This is a genomic window from Streptomyces sp. NPDC048111 (assembly GCF_043202815.1).
Taxonomy (GTDB): Bacteria; Actinomycetota; Actinomycetes; order Streptomycetales; family Streptomycetaceae; genus Streptomyces.
Genome location: NZ_JBIDBD010000001.1, coordinates 1,028,895 through 1,047,483 on the forward strand (window position 1 = coordinate 1,028,895; position 18,589 = coordinate 1,047,483).

Annotated in this window: 17 protein-coding genes and 1 riboswitch; of the genes, 9 read left to right on the forward strand and 8 right to left on the reverse strand. The window is 72.7% G+C overall.

The window, feature by feature from the left end; genetic code table 11:
- Positions 1-19 precede the first annotated feature (19 nt).
- Positions 20-691 carry a pyridoxamine 5'-phosphate oxidase family protein gene (locus ACGF3I_RS04580; protein WP_393129046.1) on the forward strand — a complete coding sequence of 224 codons (672 nt, stop codon included), beginning with the start codon at positions 20-22 and terminating at the stop codon, positions 689-691.
- Between the two features lie 28 nt (positions 692-719).
- On the opposite strand, the gene ACGF3I_RS04585 is transcribed toward ACGF3I_RS04580, so the two are convergent.
- From ACGF3I_RS04585 to ACGF3I_RS04595, 3 genes are all read right to left on the reverse strand, one after another.
- On the reverse strand, positions 720-1,850 hold the full coding sequence (locus tag ACGF3I_RS04585; protein WP_393129047.1) for a DMT family transporter: 1,131 nt from the start codon (positions 1,848-1,850) through the stop codon (positions 720-722).
- 163 nt (positions 1,851-2,013) lie between these two features.
- Positions 2,014-2,997 carry a DMT family transporter gene (locus ACGF3I_RS04590; RefSeq protein WP_393129048.1) on the reverse strand — a complete coding sequence of 328 codons (984 nt, stop codon included), beginning with the start codon at positions 2,995-2,997 and terminating at the stop codon, positions 2,014-2,016.
- An 88-nt stretch (positions 2,998-3,085) separates the two neighbouring features.
- The gene (locus ACGF3I_RS04595) at positions 3,086-3,775 is read right to left on the reverse strand and encodes a Clp protease N-terminal domain-containing protein (RefSeq protein WP_393129049.1); all 690 of its coding nucleotides are present in this window, start codon (positions 3,773-3,775) and stop codon (positions 3,086-3,088) included.
- A gap of 241 nt (positions 3,776-4,016) precedes the next feature.
- Here ACGF3I_RS04595 and ACGF3I_RS04600 point away from each other — a divergent pair, with 241 nt between their 5' ends.
- Entirely contained in the window at positions 4,017-4,208 is a 192-nt protein-coding gene (locus tag ACGF3I_RS04600) for a hypothetical protein (protein WP_393129050.1), read from the forward strand.
- 108 nt (positions 4,209-4,316) lie between these two features.
- Complete coding sequence (locus tag ACGF3I_RS04605) at positions 4,317-4,745, forward strand: SRPBCC family protein (RefSeq protein ID WP_393129051.1); 429 nt, start codon at positions 4,317-4,319, stop codon at positions 4,743-4,745.
- 88 nt (positions 4,746-4,833) lie between these two features.
- Here ACGF3I_RS04605 and ACGF3I_RS04610 read toward each other — a convergent pair whose 3' ends face one another.
- On the reverse strand, positions 4,834-5,433 hold the full coding sequence (locus tag ACGF3I_RS04610) for a PadR family transcriptional regulator (RefSeq protein ID WP_393129052.1): 600 nt from the start codon (positions 5,431-5,433) through the stop codon (positions 4,834-4,836).
- Positions 5,434-5,699: 266 nt separating this feature from the next.
- Between ACGF3I_RS04610 and ACGF3I_RS04615 the strand changes: the two genes are divergently transcribed.
- The gene (locus tag ACGF3I_RS04615) at positions 5,700-5,948 is read left to right on the forward strand and encodes an SCO4226 family nickel-binding protein (protein ID WP_393129053.1); all 249 of its coding nucleotides are present in this window, start codon (positions 5,700-5,702) and stop codon (positions 5,946-5,948) included.
- A gap of 257 nt (positions 5,949-6,205) precedes the next feature.
- A complete protein-coding gene (locus tag ACGF3I_RS04620) occupies positions 6,206-7,021 on the forward strand; it encodes a PhzF family phenazine biosynthesis protein (RefSeq protein ID WP_393129054.1) in 816 nt (271 codons plus the stop codon).
- A gap of 98 nt (positions 7,022-7,119) precedes the next feature.
- On the opposite strand, the gene ACGF3I_RS04625 is transcribed toward ACGF3I_RS04620, so the two are convergent.
- The gene (locus ACGF3I_RS04625; RefSeq protein ID WP_393129055.1) at positions 7,120-7,902 is read right to left on the reverse strand and encodes a CPBP family intramembrane glutamic endopeptidase; all 783 of its coding nucleotides are present in this window, start codon (positions 7,900-7,902) and stop codon (positions 7,120-7,122) included.
- A 183-nt stretch (positions 7,903-8,085) separates the two neighbouring features.
- Here ACGF3I_RS04625 and ACGF3I_RS04630 point away from each other — a divergent pair, with 183 nt between their 5' ends.
- Positions 8,086-9,879 (forward strand): hypothetical protein, encoded by a 1,794-nt coding sequence (locus ACGF3I_RS04630; RefSeq protein WP_393129056.1) that lies wholly within the window; start codon positions 8,086-8,088, stop codon positions 9,877-9,879.
- A 59-nt stretch (positions 9,880-9,938) separates the two neighbouring features.
- Here the strand turns inward: ACGF3I_RS04630 and ACGF3I_RS04635 are convergent, their stop codons facing one another.
- On the reverse strand, positions 9,939-11,456 hold the full coding sequence (locus tag ACGF3I_RS04635; RefSeq protein WP_393129057.1) for a glutamate--cysteine ligase: 1,518 nt from the start codon (positions 11,454-11,456) through the stop codon (positions 9,939-9,941).
- Positions 11,457-11,943: 487 nt separating this feature from the next.
- On the opposite strand from ACGF3I_RS04635, the gene ACGF3I_RS04640 reads away from it, so the two are divergent.
- Both ACGF3I_RS04640 and ACGF3I_RS04645 read left to right on the forward strand, forming a co-directional pair.
- A complete protein-coding gene (locus tag ACGF3I_RS04640) occupies positions 11,944-12,531 on the forward strand; it encodes a hypothetical protein (protein ID WP_393129058.1) in 588 nt (195 codons plus the stop codon).
- Between the two features lie 328 nt (positions 12,532-12,859).
- Positions 12,860-13,066 (forward strand): DUF5999 family protein, encoded by a 207-nt coding sequence (locus ACGF3I_RS04645; RefSeq protein WP_393129059.1) that lies wholly within the window; start codon positions 12,860-12,862, stop codon positions 13,064-13,066.
- A gap of 142 nt (positions 13,067-13,208) precedes the next feature.
- On the opposite strand, the gene gcvP is transcribed toward ACGF3I_RS04645, so the two are convergent.
- Positions 13,209-16,094, reverse strand: coding sequence for an aminomethyl-transferring glycine dehydrogenase (gcvP, locus tag ACGF3I_RS04650; RefSeq protein WP_393129060.1), 2,886 nt, complete (start codon positions 16,092-16,094; stop codon positions 13,209-13,211).
- Positions 16,095-16,287: 193 nt separating this feature from the next.
- A riboswitch (glycine riboswitch) is annotated at positions 16,288-16,392 on the reverse strand.
- A 135-nt stretch (positions 16,393-16,527) separates the two neighbouring features.
- On the opposite strand from gcvP, the gene ACGF3I_RS04655 reads away from it, so the two are divergent.
- Complete coding sequence (locus ACGF3I_RS04655; protein ID WP_393129061.1) at positions 16,528-16,905, forward strand: PRC-barrel domain-containing protein; 378 nt, start codon at positions 16,528-16,530, stop codon at positions 16,903-16,905.
- Here ACGF3I_RS04655 and ACGF3I_RS04660 read toward each other — a convergent pair.
- A complete protein-coding gene (locus ACGF3I_RS04660) occupies positions 16,821-18,551 on the reverse strand; it encodes a DNA polymerase IV (protein ID WP_393129062.1) in 1,731 nt (576 codons plus the stop codon). The genes ACGF3I_RS04655 and ACGF3I_RS04660 overlap by 85 nt on opposite strands.
- Positions 18,552-18,589: the final 38 nt, after the last annotated feature.

The following is an 18,589-nucleotide window of genomic DNA, read 5'->3' on the forward strand; positions in this document are numbered from 1 at the left end:
CTAGTGCAATGGAGAACGCATGTCGGACACCGCGACCGCAGCCCCCTACCAGGCGACCGACCGCACCGTACCGACCCGCTCGCGCGAGCGGGCCTCGTACGACCGGGAACTGGTGCACGGCATCCTCGACACCGCCTACGTCTGCCACCTGGGCTTCGTCCGTGACGGCGCGCCCGTCGTGCTGCCGACGCTGTTCGCCCGGGTCGGCGAGCGGCTCTACATACACGGCTCGACCGGCTCGCGTCCGCTGCGCGCGGCGGGCCAGGCGGACCCGGGGCTTCCGGTCTGTCTGACGGTCACCCATGTCGACGGGCTGGTCCTCGCCCGGTCCGCCTTCCACCATTCGATCAACTACCGCTCGGTGGTGGTGCACGGCATCGCCCACGAGGTCACGGACGCACAGGAGAAGCGCACCGCGCTCGACGCCCTCGTGGACCACGTCGTGCCGGGCCGCGCCGGCGACTCGCGCCCCGCGAACGCGAAGGAGCTGGCCGCCACCGCGGTGATCAGCCTGGACCTCGACGAGGTCTCGGCCAAGCTCCGCACCGGCGGCCCCAACGACGACGCCGAGGACCTGGCGCTGCCGCACTGGGCCGGCGTCCTGCCGCTCGCCCCGGGCTACGGCACGCCGCTCCCGGCGGACGACCTGGACCCGGCGCTGGCCGTCCCGGACTATCTGACCGCGCTCTGAGCCGGTCCGCCCCGCCGCGCGCCCCCGGTCACAGGACGGCCGGCGCGCGGCGGTCCTTCGCGGCCTGCCGGGTCTCGGCCGCGGCCAGGCCGAGCACCGCGAGCAGCAGCAGGGCGGTGCCGAGGACCGTGGCGGCGGAGATCCGCTCACCCAGCACGGCGACCGCGAGCACGGCCGCGCTGACCGGTTCGAGCAGCATGACCACGGAGACCGTCGCGGCCCGGACGACCGCGGCGCCCGCGAAGTAGAGGGCGTACGCGAGTGCGGTGGGCACCGCCGCCACGTACAGGAGCAGGGCGGCGACCCGCACCGGCTCCACAGTGTGCGGCAGCAGTCCCTCCGCGCCCGCGAACGGCAGCAGACACAGCGCGGCGACGCCGAAGGCCCAGGCGGTGGTGGCCGAGGGATCGCCTGCGCGGCCGTCCCGGCCGAGCCACCTGGTCAGCAGGGTGAGGGCCGCGTATCCGGCGGCCGAGACCAGCGCCAGGACGACCCCGGCGGGCCGGACCGTACCGCCGCCGTTCCCGATGCACAGGACGGTGAGACCGGTGAGCGCGCCGACGACGGCCGCGGCGCCGGCCCGGCCGATGCGTTCACCGAGGGCGAGCCGGCCGCCGAGCGCGATGAGGACGGGCCCCGCGCCGAGGGTCACCACGGTGGCGACCGCGAGCCCGGTGGCCTCGACGGCCGCGAAGTACGCGCTCTGGAAGACCATCAGACCGATGCCGTTGCCGAGGATGCGCAGCAGCTTGCGGGGGCGGGATTCGGTGGATGTGCCCTTGTTCGGCGTGCTCGTGGCCGTCGGCGCGATGACGGACACGGGCGCGGCGGTGATGGCGGGGAGGGGGGACACGGCCGGTGCGGGTGCGGGTGTTGCCGGTGCGGCGGTCGGCGTCGGTGCCGCCGACGCGGGCGCTTTCGGGGAGGTGGCGGCGGGGCGGCGACGCAGGGCCATCGCGCCGAGCAGCAGGGCGAGCCCCCCGGCACAGCGCCAGAAGGACAGGGCCAGGGGGCCGAGGTCGCTGTCCCGGAAGACCAGGGCGGCGGCTCCGCCCGCGGTGCCCCAGGCGACTCCGGCGACGGCGAGGTAGAGCAGGCCCCGGCCGACGGGCAGGGCGGTGGAGGGGCCGGTGACCGGCCCCGTTGAGGATGTCGACACGTACGCGCTCCGAGGAGGATGACGGTGGCTGTTCGCTGTCCTGGAGTACGCGGGCAGCGACGAGCCGCTCGGGGACTGCCCGAGCCGGGTCCTCGTCGAAGAAGGCGGCCGCCCGCGTTACGCGGCGGGAGGCGGCAGTACGGTCGCGTGCACGATCGCCACCCTAGGCGGCGGACTGCCCGGCCGACAACTCCCCTTCGGCGGGCGCGGGTCCGCCCGACGCGAGGGGTCCCGACGCGTCCTTGGGGGCCGACGACTGGGCGATGAAGGCGCCGACGAGGACCACGGCCCCGCCGACGATCTGGGGCGCGGAGAGGTGCTCGCCGAGCAGCACCCAGGCGAAGACGGTCGCGAGCACCGCCTCCAGACAGGCGACGACGCCGGCCACCTGCGGGGAGAGCTTGCGCACCGAGATGACGCCCGTGACATAGGCGGCCACGGTCGCGATCAGCACGATCCAGCACAGCAGCAGGGCCGCGGGCACCGGGGAGCCGTTCATGTCGGCGTCGGCGCCGAGCACCGACCAGCGCATGCCCCAGGGCCGGGCCACCACGGTCAGGACGAGCGAGCCGATGAGCAGTCCGTACGCGATGACGCCCAGCGGGTCGGCGGCGCCCTCGCCCTCCCCGGCCTGGTCGGACAGGACGAAGTAGCCGACCTGGCAGCAGGCGGCGCCGAGCGCGAGCAGCAGCCCGACCGCGTCGAAGCCGAGCCCGGACCAGATCTCGACGACGCAGGCGAGGCCGCCGACGGCGAGCACCACGCCCACGGCGGCGGCGCGGCTCACCGGCCGACGCTGTACGAACCGGACCCAGCCGAGCACGAGCGCGGGTGCGAGGTATTCGACGAGCAGGGCCACGCCGACGGGTATGCGCGATATCGAGGCGAAGTAGCAGGCCTGCACGCCGGCCACGGCGAGCAGGCCGAACCCGGCGAGCAGGGCGGGCCTTCGGCGTACGAGACGGCGGTGGCGCCAGGCCACGGGCAGCATCACGAGCGCGGCGCCGGTCACCCGCAGCCACACCACGTGCAGCGGGTCGAGCCCCGCCTCGATGAGCGGCTTGGCCGCCACCCCTGAACCACCGAACGCGAAGGCCGACACCAGGGCGAGTCCCAGGCCGACGCTTCTTCCCTGAGACGCGTGCATCGGCACATCATGGCAGCCCGGGACAGGACCGTCATCCGGGTGACACCTGTCGAGACGGGACCGTGGCCGGCGTGGGCGTCCGCGTGCGTCAGGCGGTCCGTACGACCGGGGCCGCCGGGTCGTCGGGCGGGGCGATGGCCCTCAGGGCGGCCGGATCGCCGGCGCTGTCGTCGTCCTGGCCGGTGGCCCTGCGGACGGCCGGGTCGACAGCCAGCAAGGCGACCGGGTCGGCGGCTGTGAGGGCGGCCGGGTCGACGCCCGCGTGGCGCAGGACCTCGACGGCGCGGCACTCGGGGTCGGCGGCGAGGGCGGCGAGCAGGTCGGGGCCGGTGACGCGGTCGCCGTCAGGGGCGCCGTCGCCGTCGTAGCCGCCATCGCCGTCACGGCCTTCACGGTCGCCGTCGCCGCGGGCGGCGGCCCGGCGCAGCGCGTGCTCCATCGCGCTCAGGGCGCTCGGTGACCAGCCGGGCTGTGCCATCAGCGGCGCCGCCCCCGAGTCCTCCACGGATCCCTGCCAGCGCAGGCCGTAGCCGATGCTGCGCTGCACGAGGTAGCCGAGCACCCGGGCCACCTGGCGGCCGTCGTCGAACACCGCCCGCACCGCGGGGTCGCTCTCCATCAGCGAGTGCAGCAGGTGGGCGGTGTCGAGCTGCCGGTCGCCGTCGCGCAACGCGCGCCTGCGGGCGCCCGCCACCACCGAGGCAAGCTCCGCGGTGAGCCGGCCTTCGATGTCTGCGGGAGGGATGGGACGGGACGCCTCGGAGGTGGAACGGTGCACCCCTCCACCTCATCAGCCGCCGGATCGCGGCACATCGGCGCAAGGGAGCATCCACTGTCCCGCACAAGGTGGGCACAGATGACCGGCTTCTCCTCCTTGCGGATGAGATCTCGGAAATCTCCCGCGCGGGGGCAACCCCTCGCGGCGCGAGACGTCGCGGTCCACGCCCCCGCCGCAACCGCACGGCCGGGCGGCCTCGTCCCCCCGGGTGAACCGTCCCCACCGCCCGCGAGGAGCGCCGATGTGCTGGATGGTCGCTCTGCTCGGGCAGGACGGACGGCAGTACGTGTACCGGGTGTACGCGCCGCACGACGCGCTTCCCGGCGATCTGTTCTGGGCCGCGTTCCACTGCCACGACGAGTCGGCACGGCCACGCGCGTCCGACCTCTTCGACTCGGCGCAGATCTGGGCGCTGGAGACCCAGCGGATCTGACGGTTCATCAGTATTGAATGTTCGACCGGCTGCCGCTACGTTCCGCGCACATCCCCCACCGTCCCCGAAGACCGTCCCGCGAAGGACCGTCCACGAAGGAGTGGTCGCATGGCCGAGGTCAGCGCGCAGGCACGCATCGAGGCTCCGGCCGAGAAGGTCTGGGCCCAGCTCACCGACTTCTCCTCGTACGGCGAATGGAACGCCACGCACACGAACTTCCCCGCGGGCGGTCCCGAGAAGCTGGAACTGGGGGCCACGTACGCGGAGAACATGAAGCTCATGGGGTTCCCGGCCGAAGTGGCGTGGACGGTGGACGAGTTCGAGGCCGGGCGGGTCTTCGGCATCCGCGGCAAGGGCCCGATGGGCGTGAACGTCACCAACCGGTACACGGTCATTCCCGACGGCGGCGCGACGACGGTCCGTATCGACGGGGAGTTCACGGGCGCCGCGGTCTCGCTGATGGCGGGCAAGCTCAAGGACTCGGCGACGGCCGCGCTCAACGAGTCGCTGCGCAAGCTCGGGGGCCTGTGCGCCTGAGCCCTGCCGCTCCGGGGCCGCCCTGCGGACAGGAAACGGTGAAGCCCCCGCGACCGTTGGGCCGTGGGGGCTTCGCGCCGCGCGGGGTTCAGTCCTCGTCGGCAAGGATCAGATAGAGCTTCTTACGGGCGTCGTTGATGACGGCGAGCGCCTTCTGGCGCTGGTCGGCGGAGCCGGTCTTCCAGACCTGGCCGAACGCCTCCATCAGCCCGACGCCGGCCTGCCGGATCTCGTGCATGGCCTCCCAGTCGACTCCGCGCCCGGCGTCCTCCCAGGGAGCGTCGGCTCCGGATTCGGCTTCGGTGCGCCCGGTGTCGGTGAGCGTGAACAGCTTCTTGCCGCCCTCGCTCTCACTGGTGATCAGACCCTCGTCCTCCAGGAGCTGGAGGGTGGGATAGACCGAGCCGGGGCTGGGCTTCCAGGCCCCGCCGCTGCGCTCGCCGATCTCCTGGATCATCTCGTAGCCGTGCATCGGCCGGTCCTTCAGAAGGGCCAGGATCGACGCGCGCACATCGCCGCGCCGCGCCCTGCCCCGGGGACCACCCCGACCGCCGCGCCCGCCGGGACCGCCGCCCCAGGGCCCCCCGCCGAAACCGGGCCCGAACGGCCCGAACGCGGCTCGGCGCCCCTCGAACTCACCCCGACCGCGATGGCCGGGTCCCTGCTGTCCGTGTCCATGTGAACGCATGGTTCATTTCCTTCCATCGTTGATCTGTCGCGATGCGTCAACGATATATCGTCGACTTTCGCTTGGCAACCCTCACCGCCCGGAGAAGCCGTCCGGCGGGGACGGGCCCGGAACCGTGCAGGGGGCCTGCAATCCGGGGCCGCCCCCGCTCGCCCCCGCACCCCCGCGGGCGGACGATGGAGGGAGCGGCGCCGGGCCGGAGTCGACAAATCTCCTTGACGGTTCTCAGCGCGTCGGCGCCGGACGGCGAAAGGGGGTGCGGCGCCATGTCGCAGTTCATGGACGTCCACCACGGGATGACGGGCATCACGGCCGAGCAGCTGAAGCAGGCCCACCAGGCGGACCTCGACATCGAGAAGGACGAGGGCGTCCACTTCGAGAAGGCGTGGGCGGACCCGAAGTCCGGCACCGTCTACTGCCTCTCCGAGGCGCCCTCAGCGGAGGCCGTTCAGCGCATCCATGAGCGGGCAGGGCACCCCGCCGACGAGGTGCACGCCGTTCCGCTGGCTGTCTGAGCGCCTGCACGGAACGGGGGCGGAGGTCCGGCCGAAGGCACAAGCCGGGGCGAAGGTCCGATCGAGGGCCGCCGGGAGCCGGGGCCGAGGTTCGGTCGAGGGCGCAGGGAGCCGGGGCCAAAATCCGGTTCAGGGAGCCGGGAGCCGGGGCCAAGGTCCGGTTCAGGGCCGCCCAAAGTCCACTGTGGGCAAAAATCGGTCCAGTTGCCCGCGATTGGCCTTGGCCCGCCCCTTTTTCCGTCCTCTACGGTGCCCCCATGCGCATCCGAATCGTCGACGCCTTCGCCGACCGCCCCTTCACCGGCAACCCCGCCGGCGTCCTGCTGCTCGACGCCTTTCCGGACGACTCATGGCTCCAGGACGTCGCGCGCGAGGTCAACCACGCCGAGACCGCCTTCGCCCACCGCCTCGCGCCGGGCGGCGACGCCGACTGGGCGCTGCGCTGGTTCACCCCGGCCGCCGAGGTCGACATGTGCGGCCACGCCACGCTCGCCACCGCGCACGTCCTGCACTCCACCGGCGCGGCGACCGGCACCGTGCGGTTCGCCGCGCGCTGCGGCGTCCTCACCGCGACCGCGGAGGACGACGGCACGATCACCCTGGACTTTCCGACGTCCGCGCTCCAGGAGGAGCCCGTCCCGGCGGGGCTCGCCGAGGCGCTCGGCGCGCCGGTCGTCTCGGTGCACGGCACCTCGGCCCATGTCGGCGACCTCCTGGTCGAGCTGCCCGACGAAGCGGCCGTCCACGCCCTCGCCCCCGACTTCCGCGGCCTCGGCCGGCACTCGAAGCGCGGCATCATCGCCACCGCCCCGGCCGCCGACCCGTCCGGCGCCTACGACTTCGTCTCGCGCTGTTTCTTCCCCAACGTCGGCATCGACGAGGACCCGGTGACGGGCAGTGCGCACACCGCGCTCGCCCCGTTCTGGTCGGCGCGCCTGGGCGCCACCGAGCTGACCGGACTCCAGGCCTCCGCCCGGTCCGGCCTGGTGCGCACCCGGCTGCGCGGCGAGCGGACCCTGCTCACCGGTCGCGCCGTCACGGTCATCGACGGCGAACTCCTCATCCAGCCGTAGGGGTTCTGCGCGTAAGGGGCGTACCGCCATGGCCGGCGCCCCTTACCGTCATCGCGTACCGCCGGGTGGTCTGCGCCGCGCGCGCCGCCGGCCCCGCCTCACATCGTCGGCAGCCAGCTCACCTTCCCCGCGAGCAGCGCGTACCCGACGAAGGCCCCGATGTCGAGCAGCGAGTGCGCCACCACCAGCGGCCCGACGCGCTGCCAGCGCCGGTAGAGCAGGACGAACACCACGCCCATCACCATGTTGCCGAGGAAGCCGCCGACGCCCTGGTAGAGGTGGTACGACCCGCGCAGGACGGAGCTCGCCACCAGCGCTGCCATAGGTGTCCAGCCCAACTGGCCCAGGCGGCGCAGCAGATACCCGACGACGATCACCTCTTCGAGCACCGCGTTCTGCACCGCGGAGAGGATCAGTACGGGGTACTTCCACCACACGCCGGGCAGCGACTCGGGGACGACCGTGAGGTTGCCGCCCACCGCGCGGGCCACCAGGTAGAAGGCGAGCCCCGCGCTGCCGATCCCGGCGGCGATCAGCGCACCGCGGCCGATGTCCGACCACGGGCGCGTCCGGTCGAAGCCGATCACCCGCAGACCGCCGGCCCGCTCGCGCAGGAGCAGGTGCGCCACCAGCGCGACGGGCACGAGCGCGGTCGCGATACCGAAGAGCTGCCAGGCGAGATCGAGCCACGGGCGCCCGGGGGCGTACGAGGTGTTGAGGTGCGCCGCCTGCTGCTTGAGCCCGCCCGGCTTGGTGAGCGATCCGATGAAGCTGATCAGCGCCGACACCCCGCTCGCGCCGAGCGACAGGGCGAGCACCAGCACGGTCTCCGACCGCAGGATTCGCCGTGAAGTCCCCTCGTCGGGAAGAGAATCAGCCATACGCCCGGCCTCCACCAGCACACCTGCCTCCAGTTGACCCATCCCGTTCCCTACCCACCGTCGCCCCGCTAGGGTCTCGTCAGAAATCGCGAAGATCGCGCGCGACAGGCCGGGGGGCGAGCGCCATCGTGATGGTGCGGTCCCCCTTTCCTTGTTCGGGATTCAAGGAGGGGCACCACCGCCATGGGACGTCACAGCTTGCCCGACGATGCCGCGACCAGGAGCACCGGGGCGGCCCGGGTGTCCGCCCGGGCCCGCACGGTCGCCCTCGCCACCGCTCTCGTCCTCTCCGTGGCCGGCGGCACCGCCCTTGCCGTACAGCGCGGACTGCTGTCCTTCGGTCACTCCTGTGCCTCGTCGGCCGTGCGCGTCGACCTCGTCGCCTCGCCGGACGTGGCTCCCGCCGTCCAGGCCGTGGCGGACCGGGCGCGCCAGGAGAAGATCACTTCGGACGGCTCCTGCATGGACGTCCGGGTGACCGCCCGCGACTCCTACAAGGTGGCCGCCTCGTTCGGCTCGCGGACCAGACCCTCGTTCGCGGTGTGGATACCGGACGCCTCGATGTGGGTGGACCGGGCGAAGGACGCCGGCGGCTCGGCCACCGTGGTGACCGCCGGCCACGTGGCCGGTTCGCCCGTCGCCGTCGGCGTGGTCAAGACGGCCGCCGCCGCACTCGGCTGGCCCCACAAGACGTACACCTGGGCGGAGTTGGCCATGGCCACCGCCGCCGGCACGCCGCACCTGGGCGCGGCCGACCCCGCGCACAGCGCCTCGGGCCTGCTGGCCCTGAGCTGCATCGGCAAGTCCGCGGCCGGCCAGGGGCCCGACGGCGACACCCACACCGCGGCACTGGCCAAGGTGCTCTCGCAGCGGGTGTCCGACGGCGACGACCAGGTGACCGGCACCCTGACGCCCGCCAACTCCCCTGCAAACAGCGACAGTTCACACAACCAGGCGGTCGTCCTGTCGGAACAGGCGGCCTTCGCGTACAACGCCGCACACGCCGCGACGGGCGCCGCCCAGCAGGTGCGCCTGTTCTACCCCAAGGACGGCGCGCCACAGCTCGACTACCCGTACACCATCGTGCGCGAGACGGGCATGAGCACCGACGAGAGCCGGGCCGCGATGCGCTTCCTGACCCTGCTCGGCGATCCCGAGTCCGCCCGCGTCCTGACGTCCCGGGGATTTCGTACCCCGGGGCAGCCGGCGGCCGAGCCGGTCGTCGCCGCCGCCGGAGGCGGTGCGCCGCAGCCGTACGCGAGTGCCGGCGCGGAGCCGCCGTCGGCCCAGGAGCTGCAGGACGCCCTCGGGATGTGGACGATCACCGTGCAGAGCGCGCGCCTGACGACGGTGGTGGACGCCTCGGGTTCGATGGCCGCCACGGTGCCGGGCTCGGGGGGCCGCTCCCGGATGGAGGTCACCAAGGCGTCGCTGCTCCAGGCGCTCTCGCAGTTCACCGCCGAGGACGAGATCGGTCTGTGGGACTTCGCCACCCGCCTCGACGGCGCGCGCGACTACCGCCGCCTGGTGCCGACCGCGCGCCTGGGCGATCCGGCGGCCGGCGGGCGCACCCAGCGCGACCGGCTGTCGGCCGCGTTCGCCGCGCTCGCACCGGTGCCGGACGGCGCGACCGGCCTGTTCGACACCACGCTCGCCGCGTACAAGGAGGCCACCGCCACGTATGTGGCCGGCAAGTTCAACGCGGTGGTGCTGCTCACCGACGGCGCCAACGAGGACCCGGGCAGCATTTCGCGGGCCGACCTCCTGGCGCAGCTGGAGAAGATCACCGATCCCTCGAAACCGGTCCCGCTGATCGCCATCGCGGTCGGCCCGCAGGCCGACCGCGCCGAGGTGCGCGAGATCGCCGCGGCGACCGGCGGGGTCGGCTACGAGGTCACCGACCCCGCCGACATCCAGGCCGTGATCCTGAAGGCGATCATGGCCCTGGGCCAGGCCCAGCACCGGGGCCGGTCCTAGCGGCGCGGCCGGGGCCGGTCCGGGCGGGGCAGGCGCGGCCCGGGGCCGGTCAGCCGGTCCTAGCGGCGCGCCTCGGGCCCGGGGAAGCCCGTGGGCCAGGTGTGCACGGGCTCACCCTCCAGCATGAGTTCGCGGTAGCGCCGGGTGGTGGCCGCGAGCGCCGCCTCCCGTCCGAGCCCGGCGGCCAGCGCCCGGTGGTAGGTGTCGACCTGCCAGGACGCCCCGTTGACGCCGCGCCGGCACCGCTCCTCGATGATGCCGAGGTAGTGGTCGCGGTCCGCCGCCTCGATGCCCCACGCGTCGAGCCCGGCCGCGGCCAGCGGCAGCAGCTCCTCGCGTACGAGCTTGACCGCGGGCACCCGGGCCACCCCGCCGCCGCGCCGCGGTGCCGGCCACAGCAGCTCGGCCTCGATGCCGTGGCGGCAGGCCGCGTCGAAGTTGGAGGCAGCCGACTCGAAGGACAGCCGCGTCCACACCGGTCGCTGTTCCTCCGCCAGGGCCCGCACCAGGCCGTAGTAGAAGGCCGCGTTGGCGAGCACGTCGGCGACCGTGGGCCCGGCCGGCAGCACCCGGTTCTCCACCCTGAGGTGCGGCACGCCGTCGGCGATCCCGTACACCGGTCGGTTCCAGCGGTAGATCGTGCCGTTGTGCAGCACGAGTTCCTGCAGGCTCGGCACCCCGCCGTCGGCGATGACGCGCAGGGGCTCCTCCTCGTCGCAGATGGGCAGCAGCGGCGGGAAGAAGCGCAGGTTCTCCTCGAACAGCTCGTACGCGGACGACACCCAGCGCTCCCCGAACCAGGTCCGCGGGCGCACCCCCTGGGCGCGCAGCTCGGCGGGCCTGGTGTCGGTGGCCTGCTCGAACAGCGGCGGACGCGACTCGCGCCACAGCTCCCTGCCGAACAGGAACGGCGCGTTGGCCCCCACCGCGATCTGCACGGCGGCCACCGCCTGGGCCGCGTTCCACACCGCCGCGAACCGCGCGGGCGTCACCTGCAGATGCAACTGCACCGACGTGCAGGCGGCCTCCGGGGTGATCGACGCCGAGGTGCACTCAAGGCGTTCCACGCCCTGGATGTCGAGGGTGAAATCCTCCCCGCGGGCGGCCACTATCTGATCGTTGAGGAGCTGGTAGCGGTCGACGTCGGAAAGGTTCCCGCTGACGAGATCGTCCTGGGTCAGGGTGGGCAGAATGCCGATCATGAGGATGCCCGCATCGACCTCCGCGGCTTTGCGGTCGGCGTACCCGAGGCCGGTGCGCAGCTCCTCGGCGAGCTGATCGAATACCCGCCCGCCGAGCCGGTGCGGGGCGATGTTCACTTCCAGATTGAACATTCCGAGTTCCGTCTGGAAATCCCGGCTCGCGATGCGCTCCAGCACCTCGCCATTCATCATGCGCGGCATGCCGTCGGGTCCCGCGAGATTCAGTTCGAGCTCCAGGCCCATCATGTTCCTGGGGCGATCGAACCTCTTCTGGGCCAGCAGCTTCCCCAGCCCCTCGAGGCACTGCTGAAGCTTGTCCCGGTAGCGGTGCCGATCGGACAGGTCGAATCCGCCTGCCACGACCTTCTCCCCCATCGAAGGGTCCCTCCTCGAATGGGCGGCCGGTGACACCGGCCGCTCGCGTCTTGGTCGATAATGCCCAGGCTGACTGATCCATAACGTCTGCGCGCGGAGTGCCGGAGGGGTAGCGTCGGGGACTACGGCATCGGGCACATTCAGCGGGCATACTGCAACGTGCAGTTACCACCCTCCTGTCAATGGTGAAAAACACCGACGAGAATCGGCCGACCCCCGGCGGGAGAGCTTTCCAGGTGGGAACCCCGCACGGGTGTTTTCCCCGGGTAAATCACCCGCGCGCAAGGACCGGATACCGACTTGCGGGCAATGTCCGGGACGGCTAGCTGAAACACCGAGTGAACACGTGTCGTATAAACTCTGCAAACAGGCAGAGAGGTTGCGCCCCGGCGATCGCTTTCCGGCCCCCCTCTGACCCCGTACCGCAGACAGCGCCGTCCGCACTGCCCACGCATCACCGTGTCTCCGAAGTGAGAGGCGACCCACCATGCCGCTGCATGTCCCCCCGGCCCCCGCGCCCGCCCTGCGCAGCGTCCTCGCGGCACTCGGTTCCCCCACCGCCGTGCGCGAGGCCCGCACCCCGGCCCTCCGCTCCGCCGAAGGTCCGCTCACCCCCGAACTGCCGCTCCCCCTGCACGTCCTGGACGGGATCACCCCGGGTGGCCGGACGCCGCGCTCCCGGCTGGCCGGCTGGCGCTTCCTCATCAGCGACCGCGAGCATCCGGTGGCCGCCGCGGACACCCGCCTCACCCCGGACGGCTGGGCCTTCTCGCACTTCTTCGAAGGCCCCTACATCGCCTCGACACAGCGCGCCCTGCGCCAGGCCGAGCTGCTGACCACGCGCTTCCAGCCCCGGCTGCTCTCGGTCCCCGAGCTGTACATGCTCACCCTGTGGCTGCACGGCGACACCACCGCCGACGGCGCGTCCGGCACTCCGGCCCCGAACGACCTCCTGGTACCGCTGGCTCCGGCCCCGCCCGGCATCTGCGCCCACCGCCCGCTGCGCGTCAGCGAACTGCTCCCGGTCCTCAGCCTGCGCCTGGCCCCCGCCCCCCTGCTCGGGCAGCCCGCCTGACCGTCCTCGGCGACGTAGGAAAAAAGTGCCCCGCGACCGGTGTGGTCGCGGGGCCTGGTGTGTCTATGCTGCCTACGCGCGGCCTCCTCCATCCGGGCTAGTCCGGTCGGGCCACCCCGAACCACCCGAAAAGACAGGGCAGTTGAGCTGAACCGTCCGCACGGGTGATACGTCATTAAGCAGTAGGAAGCGCTGCCGCGAAATCCCTGCGGATTGACTCCCGTGGGGCAACACTGGGATCGGACCGACCGACTGACTACGGGGGGCGGCCATGAACAACGCATCGAGCCGCAGCACACTCACCACGACGCAGCGAAAGAACGCATCCATGTGCCAGCACCAGCCAGCCTGCCCTACAGCCTTCTCCGCCGACCGGGAAGCCGCGAAGCCCGTGGCACACCACCCGGAGCAGGGCTGGAGCCTGCTGTGCAACGGCGTCCTGCTCTTCGAGGACACCGGTGAGCTGCTGCCGGACGGGCAGATCATCGCCCCGCACCGGCCGCTCACGGCGGAACAGGTGGCGACGGCCGCCTAGGCGGCCTCGTACGGCAGTTCCGGTACGGACGGCTCCGGCCAGGACCCGTCCGGCACCGACACACATGAGGGCCGGCCCGGGGAAACTCCCCGAACCGGCCCTTACGCATGCGCGGTGCGATCAGCGGTCGCGCCCGCCGGGATCAGTGGTCGTACTCGTCCAGGGGCGGGCAGGAGCAGACCAGGTTGCGGTCGCCGAAGGCGCCGTCGATGCGGCGGACCGGCGGCCAGTACTTGTCGGCGGCCGACACCCCGGCCGGGAAGACGGCGTCCTCACGGCTGTAGGCGTGGTTCCACTCGCCGCCGAGCGCGGCCGCGGTGTGCGGGGCGTTGGCGAGCGGGTTGTCGTCGGCCGGCCAGGTGCCGGAGGCGACCTTCTCGATCTCGCCGCGGATCGCGATCATCGTGTCGCAGAACCGGTCGATCTCGCCCAGGTCCTCGGACTCGGTGGGCTCGATCATCAGCGTGCCCGCCACCGGGAACGACATGGTCGGCGCGTGGAAGCCGTAGTCGATCAGGCGCTTGGCGATGTCGTCGACGCTGACGCCGGTCGCCTTGGACAGCGGACGCAGATCCACGATGCACTCGTGCGCGACGAGGCCGTTGGGCCCGGTGTAGAGCACCGGGTAGTGCGGCTCCAGGCGCTTGGCGATGTAGTTCGCGGCGAGCACGGCGACCTGCGTCGCCCGCTTGAGGCCCTCGCCACCCATCAGACGGACGTACGCCCACGAGATCGGCAGGATGCCGGCCGAGCCCCACGGGGCGGCCGAGATCGGGCCGACACCCGTCTCGGGACCGGCGCTCGGCTGCAGCGGGTGGTTCGGCAGGTACGGCGCGAGGTGGGAACGCACGCCGACCGGGCCGACGCCGGGGCCGCCGCCGCCGTGCGGGATGCAGAACGTCTTGTGCAGGTTGAGGTGCGAGACGTCGCCGCCGAACTTGCCCGGCTTGGCGAGGCCCACCAGCGCGTTGAGGTTGGCGCCGTCGACGTACACCTGGCCGCCGGCCTCGTGGACCAGGCCGCAGATCTCGGCGACGTGCTCCTCGAACACCCCGTGCGTGGACGGGTAGGTGATCATCAGGACCGAGAGCTCGTCGCGGTACTGCTCGATCTTGGCGCGCAGGTCGGCCGCGTCGACCTCGCCGTCGTCGGCGGTCTTGACCACGACCACCTTCATGCCGGCCATCACGGCGCTCGCCGCGTTGGTGCCGTGCGCGGAGGACGGGATGAGGCAGATGGTGCGCTGGGTGTCGCCGTTGGCGCGGTGGTAGGCGCGGACGGCGAGGAGACCCGCGAGCTCGCCCTGGGAGCCGGCGTTGGGCTGGATGGACACCGCGTCGTAGCCGGTGACCTCGGCCAGGCGCTCCTCCAGCTCACGGATGAGCGTGAGGTAGCCGGCGGCCTGCTCGACCGGCGCGAAGGGGTGGATCTGCCCGAACTCGGGCCAGGTCACCGGCTCCATCTCGGTGGTCGCGTTCAGCTTCATGGTGCAGGAGCCGAGCGGGATCATGCCGCGGTCGAGCGCGTAGTCGCGGTCGGCGAGCTTGCGCAGGTAGCGCAGCATCGCGGTCTCGGAGCGGTGCTGGTGGAAGACGGGGTGGGTCAGGTACTCGTCGGTGCGCAGCAGCGCGTCCGGCAGGGTGTCGGTGGCCGTGGCGTCGAGCGTCTCCACCTCGGCGGAGGCCCCGAACGCGGCCCAGACGGCGGCCAGTTGGGCCCGCGTCGTGGTCTCGTCACAGGCGATGGTGACGGTGTCCGCGTCGACCAGGTGCAGGTTGACCCCGCCCTCGCGGGCGGCGGCGACGGCCGCGGCGGCCCCGCCCGGCACGCGCACGGTCAGGGTGTCGAAGTAGGCGCCGTGGACGACCTCGACACCGGCGGCCTTCAGGCCCTCGGCGAGTACGACGGCGTAGCGGTGGGTGCGCTGCGCGATCTGCCGCAGGCCGTCCGGGCCGTGGTAGACGGCGTACATGCCGGCCATCACGGCGAGCAGCACCTGCGCGGTGCAGATGTTGCTGGTGGCCTTCTCGCGGCGGATGTGCTGCTCGCGGGTCTGCAGGGCCAGGCGGTACGCCTTGTTGCCGTCGGCGTCGACGGAGACGCCGACCAGGCGGCCGGGCAGGCTGCGGGCGAACTTCTCCTGGACGGCCATGAAGCCGGCGTGCGGCCCGCCGAAGCCCATCGGGACACCGAAGCGCTGGGTGGTGCCGACGGCGATGTCCGCGCCGAGCGAGCCGGGCGAGGCGAGCAGGGTGAGCGCGAGCAGGTCGGCGGCGACGGTGACGATCGCGCCCAGCTCGTGGGCGGCGTCGATGACCGGCTTGAGGTCACGGACCTGGCCGGAGGCGCCGGGGTACTGGAGCAGTACGCCGAAGACACCGCGCTCGGCGATCTCCGCCGGGATGCCCTCGCTCAGGTCGGCGACGACGACCTCGACACCGGTCGGTTCGGCGCGCGTCCGGATCACGGCGACGGTCTGCGGCAGGGTGTCGGCGTCGATCAGGAAGACCCCGCCCTTGACCTTGCCCACGCGCCGGGACAGGGCGAGCGCCTCGGCCGCCGCGGTGCCCTCGTCGAGCAGCGAGGCACCGGAGGTCGGCAGGCCGGTCAGCTCGGCGACCATGGTCTGGAAGTTGAGCAGCGCCTCCAGGCGGCCCTGCGAGATCTCGGGCTGGTAGGGCGTGTACGCCGTGTACCAGGCCGGGTTCTCCATGACGTTGCGCAGGATGACCGGCGGGGTGAACGTGCCGTAGTAGCCGAGACCGATCATCGGGGCGAGCACCTGGTTGCGGTCCGCGAGGCGGCGCAGCTCGGCGAGCACCTCGGCCTCGGTCCGCGCCTCGGGCAGACCCAGCGCACCGGCGCTCTTGATGACGTCGGGTACGGCGGCGGCGGTCAGCTCGTCGAGCGAGCCGTAGCCGACCTGCGCGAGCATCTTCGCCTGAGCCTCGGCATCGGGCCCGATGTGGCGCTGCTCGAAGGGGATGCCACGCTCCAGCTGGCTGAGCGGAATGCGGTTGGCGGTCATGACGGAGGCCTCCTGGTCGCACGACCTGCGAGGGGCACCACGGCGCGGGTACCCGGACGGCCTCCCCCTCTGTCATCTCAACCTGAGAGCTTCACCGGGGCGCGTGGGGGCGACCCGGCTTTCACCGTCGGTGAGGAAAGGTTCCGCCGGGCACGAGTGCCCGTACGTCTCCCGTCCTGCTTTCCAGAGTGACCTCGTCCGTGCGGTCCGTGGGCCTGAGAGATTCCGGGGAGGAGTTGCTCCTTCGGCGCCCGCCGGGACTCAAGGAGCCGTCGGAGGGCTCTCCCGCACGGGGTCAGCAGCCGTTTGCCAGCCTACCAGCGAGGTCCGAGGCGATTCCTGGGCCGACTGCTCAAGTGGCCAACACCTCGGAAGTGGACTTTCGTAGGGCTTATGGAGCAGGTGTGACCGATTGCGACCCATGGGAGAAATCGTGCAGACCGACATCGATCCGCGCAGCCTGATCGGCCGCAAGGCGTACGACCGCAGTGGACAGAAGATCGGAACCGTGGACGAGGTCTACCTCGACGACGCCACCGGCGCCCCGGAGTGGGCGGCGGTACGCACCGGACTGTTCGGCCGGGACGCCTTCGTCCCGCTCGAACCCAGCACGTTCACGGACGAGGCGCTGCACGTCCCGTACGACCGTGCCCTGATCAAGGACGCCCCCGACTTCGGCGTGGGCCGCCACCTCTCCCCCGAACAGGAGCTCCAGCTCTACCACCACTACGGTCTGGACATCGGCGCCCCCGACCCCGGCCCGCCGCCGTCCGACCGGGACTTCGGGCGGCTCGCGGGCGGGGACGTCTGAACCCCGGCGAGGCCCGCACCGTCCGGCCCGACCCGCCCCTGCGTCCCTGCGCCGCCCGGCTCCAACCGCCCAGCGGTCTCCTCGCCGCCCGGCCCCACCCGTCCCGCCGCCCCTTCGCCGCCCGGGTCCGCCCATCCTGCGGCCGTTCCGCCGCCCGTCTCATCTCCGGCCGCGCGCCCGGCTGAGGCCTCCCCGGCCGCGGCTTCGGCCTCCGCACCGTCCCCCGCTGCCGGCTCGACCAGCGGCAGGGGCTCGGACGGCGTCAGGCCGGGGTCGTCGAGCCGGAACGTCCGCACCCGGCCGGGGACGGCCGACGTCGGCGTCTCGAAGCGCACCGTGACACGCCCCACACCGCTGCCCTGCACCCATCCCGGGCCGTACTCCGCATGCCGTACGTCGTGCCCGGCCAGCCAGCGGCGCTGCGCCGCGTCCTGCTCGGGCTCGCTCTGCGCCGCGCCCTCCGCGGGCCGGGCCCCGCCGGGCTCCTCCTGTGCGGCGCCCCCGGCGGTGGGTGTGAGCGCGGGCGCGGGCTCCTCCTCGGCCGCGGCGGCGCGTGCCTGCGCGGCCTGTGCCTCGGCGGCCTGTGCGAACAGGTCCTCCTGCGTGAAGTCGGCGAGGCCGGTGACCCCGACGCCGAGCAGGCGCACCCCGCCCGTGGTGTCGACGGCGTCCAGCAGGCGCGCGGCGGCCTCCCTCACCACCGCGGGGTCGTCCGTGGGCCCGCGCAGCGTCTCGGACCTGGTCAGCGTCGAGAAGTCGTAGCGGCGGACCTTCAGCACGATGGTGCGTCCCGAGTGCCCCGAGGCGCGCAGGCGCTCCACGCACCGGTCGGCGAGCCGCCCCACCTCCAGGGTGATCCGCAGCCGGTCGTGCAGGTCCACGTCGAAGGTGTCCTCCACCGACACCGACTTGGCGTCCCGCTCGGCGACGACGGGCCGGTCGTCGTATCCGCGGGCCATCCGGTGCAGCGAGGCGCCGTGCGACTTGCCGAGCAGCCGTACGAGCTCGTCCTCGCCCGCCTCGACGAGGTCGGCCACCGTGGTCATCCCGGCCCGCCGCAGGTGCTCGCCGGTGGCCGGACCGACCCCCGGCAGGATGCGCACCGGCTTCGGGGCGAGCAGGCCGCGCTCGGTGCCGGGCTCTATCAGCACCAGGCCGTCCGGCTTGGCCTCCTCGGACGCGATCTTGGCGAGCATCTTCGATCCGGCGAGCCCGACCGAGCCGCTCAGCCCCGTGACCGCCCTGATGTCCCTGCGCAGCCGCTCACCGGCCTCCCGGGCCGACCGCGTCTCGAAGGCCACCCCGCCGGCCTCCAGGTCCACGAAGGCCTCGTCCAGGCTCAGCGGCTCGACCAGCGGGGACAGCCGGCCGAGCAGCTCCATCACCTGCTCGCTGATCGTCCGGTAGAGCTGGAAGCGCGGCACCAGATAGGCCGCGTTCGGACAGAGCCGCCGGGCCTGCGCCATCGGCATCGCCGAGCGCACCCCGAAGACCCGTGCCTCGTACGACGCCGTCGAGACCACCCCGCGCGGGCCGAGCCCGCCCACGATGACCGGCTTTCCGCGCAGGCTCGGCTTCGACGCCTGCTCTGCGGCGGCGAAGAAGGCATCCATGTCCAGATGCAGGATGGTCGGCGCGGCTCTCACACCACCGATGCTGCCGTACGGCACTGACAATCGGCCCG

What these genes read in the sequence shown, in the direction of transcription:
- ACGF3I_RS04615 (WP_393129053.1), top strand. Translation starts at nt 5,700, where the DNA reads ATGTCGCAGTTCATGGACGTCCACCACGGGATGACGGGCATCACGGCC.
- ACGF3I_RS04605 (WP_393129051.1), top strand. Translation starts at nt 4,317, where the DNA reads ATGGCCGAGGTCAGCGCGCAGGCACGCATCGAGGCTCCGGCCGAGAAG.
- ACGF3I_RS04590 (WP_393129048.1), bottom strand. Translation starts at nt 2,997, where the DNA reads ATGCACGCGTCTCAGGGAAGAAGCGTCGGCCTGGGACTCGCCCTGGTG.
- ACGF3I_RS04610 (WP_393129052.1), bottom strand. Translation starts at nt 5,433, where the DNA reads ATGCGTTCACATGGACACGGACAGCAGGGACCCGGCCATCGCGGTCGG.
- ACGF3I_RS04635 (WP_393129057.1), bottom strand. Translation starts at nt 11,456, where the DNA reads ATGGGGGAGAAGGTCGTGGCAGGCGGATTCGACCTGTCCGATCGGCAC.
- ACGF3I_RS04625 (WP_393129055.1), bottom strand. Translation starts at nt 7,902, where the DNA reads ATGGCTGATTCTCTTCCCGACGAGGGGACTTCACGGCGAATCCTGCGG.
- ACGF3I_RS04600 (WP_393129050.1), top strand. Translation starts at nt 4,017, where the DNA reads ATGTGCTGGATGGTCGCTCTGCTCGGGCAGGACGGACGGCAGTACGTG.
- ACGF3I_RS04580 (WP_393129046.1), top strand. Translation starts at nt 20, where the DNA reads ATGTCGGACACCGCGACCGCAGCCCCCTACCAGGCGACCGACCGCACC.
- gcvP (WP_393129060.1), bottom strand. Translation starts at nt 16,094, where the DNA reads ATGACCGCCAACCGCATTCCGCTCAGCCAGCTGGAGCGTGGCATCCCC.
- ACGF3I_RS04620 (WP_393129054.1), top strand. Translation starts at nt 6,206, where the DNA reads ATGCGCATCCGAATCGTCGACGCCTTCGCCGACCGCCCCTTCACCGGC.
- ACGF3I_RS04640 (WP_393129058.1), top strand. Translation starts at nt 11,944, where the DNA reads ATGCCGCTGCATGTCCCCCCGGCCCCCGCGCCCGCCCTGCGCAGCGTC.
- ACGF3I_RS04645 (WP_393129059.1), top strand. Translation starts at nt 12,860, where the DNA reads ATGTGCCAGCACCAGCCAGCCTGCCCTACAGCCTTCTCCGCCGACCGG.
- ACGF3I_RS04630 (WP_393129056.1), top strand. Translation starts at nt 8,086, where the DNA reads ATGGGACGTCACAGCTTGCCCGACGATGCCGCGACCAGGAGCACCGGG.